General features: G+C 68.9%; 1 protein-coding gene. It reads left to right on the top strand.

All coding sequences use genetic code 11. From position 1 onward, the window contains the following. Positions 1-460: 460 nt before the first annotated feature. A partial coding sequence (locus ABZT04_RS45945) for an IS110 family transposase (RefSeq protein WP_356066700.1) occupies positions 461-1,314 on the top strand: 854 nt, incomplete at its 3' end.

The following is a 1,314-nucleotide window of genomic DNA, read 5'->3' as shown; positions in this document are numbered from 1 at the left end:
GGTGCTCATGGTGGTGGCGGTCGCGTGGGCGCCGTTTGGATGCCCCAAGAGGCCCTGACGGGCAACGTCTCAAGGCAGAGCGGCGACATGCGGTGCAGCGGGGCCGCCACCACCGTCGACGGGCGCTGGTGCTCGTCGGCACTGGACGGACGCCTGTGCAGGTCTGGGCCTTGATGCCTCCAGCCAGAGCGGCGACGTCCAGGGCCGTCGAGCGTCAACACCGACCTTTGATCACTCGTTGGTATTGGTGGTGCGAGCCTGCCGCACGGTGACCTCTTGATACGCCCGAGCCGTCCGAGCTCCCGCGCAGACCGAGGCCCGTGGGGTGCGCTGGTGCCACGAACGGCTAGTGAGGTGGAGGCACATCCGCAAGGCGGATGATGCCTGGGATTAGGTCGCTCGCGTGGCCCGCATGCGCTCGTGACCAGCGCAAACACCTGCACATCGGGGAGGGACAATCTTGATCTACTGTGGAATCGACTGGGCAGAGCGCACTCACGACGTCGCCCTGGTCGACGACGCCGGAGCGTTGGTGGCCAAGCGGCACATCACCGACGACGCGGCCGGCTACAAACTGCTGCTGGAGCTGCTCGCGGAGTACGGCGATGCCGAGGAGAACCCGATACCGGTGGCGATCGAGACCTCCCGCGGCCTGCTGGTCGCCGTGCTGCGGACCGGGAAACGGCAAGTGTTCGCGATCAACCCACTGGCCGCCGCCCGCTACCGCGACCGCCACTCGGTCTCGCGCAAGAAGTCCGACCCCGGCGACGCACTCGTGCTCGCGAACATCCTGCGCACCGACATGCACGCCCATCGGCCGCTGCCGCAGCACAGCGACCTCGGCCGGGCGATCGCCGTCCTGGCACGCGCCCAGCAAGATTCTCTATGGAACCGGCAGCAGCTCGCCAACCAGCTCCGCTCCCTACTGCGCGAGTACTATCCCGCTGCCCTGGAAGCCTTCGCCACCTGGGCCAACGCTCTGTGCCGCCCCGAAGCCCGCGAACTCCTCAAGGCCGCACCGACTCCCTCTCGGGCCGCGCGGCTGACCCGCACTCAGCTCCAGGCCGCTCTTCGACGAGCAGGCCGCAAGCGCGGCATCAAGGCGGAGGCCGACCGCGTCCGCGACGTCTTCCGCGCCGAGTGGGCCCACCAACCGCCGCTGGTCGAAGAGGCACTCGGCAAGCAGACGCTCGCCCTCCTTCTCCAGCTGGATGCCGCCTGCACCGCCGCCGACCAGCTTGCCGAGGCGGTGGAAGAAGCGTTCCCTCAGCACCCGGACGCCGAGATCCTGCTGAGCTTCCCCGGGCTCGGCAT

This window comes from Streptomyces sp. NPDC005492, from assembly GCF_040605995.1.
Lineage (GTDB): Bacteria > Actinomycetota > Actinomycetes > Streptomycetales > Streptomycetaceae > Streptomyces.
This window is presented reverse-complemented; position numbering and strand designations above follow the sequence as displayed.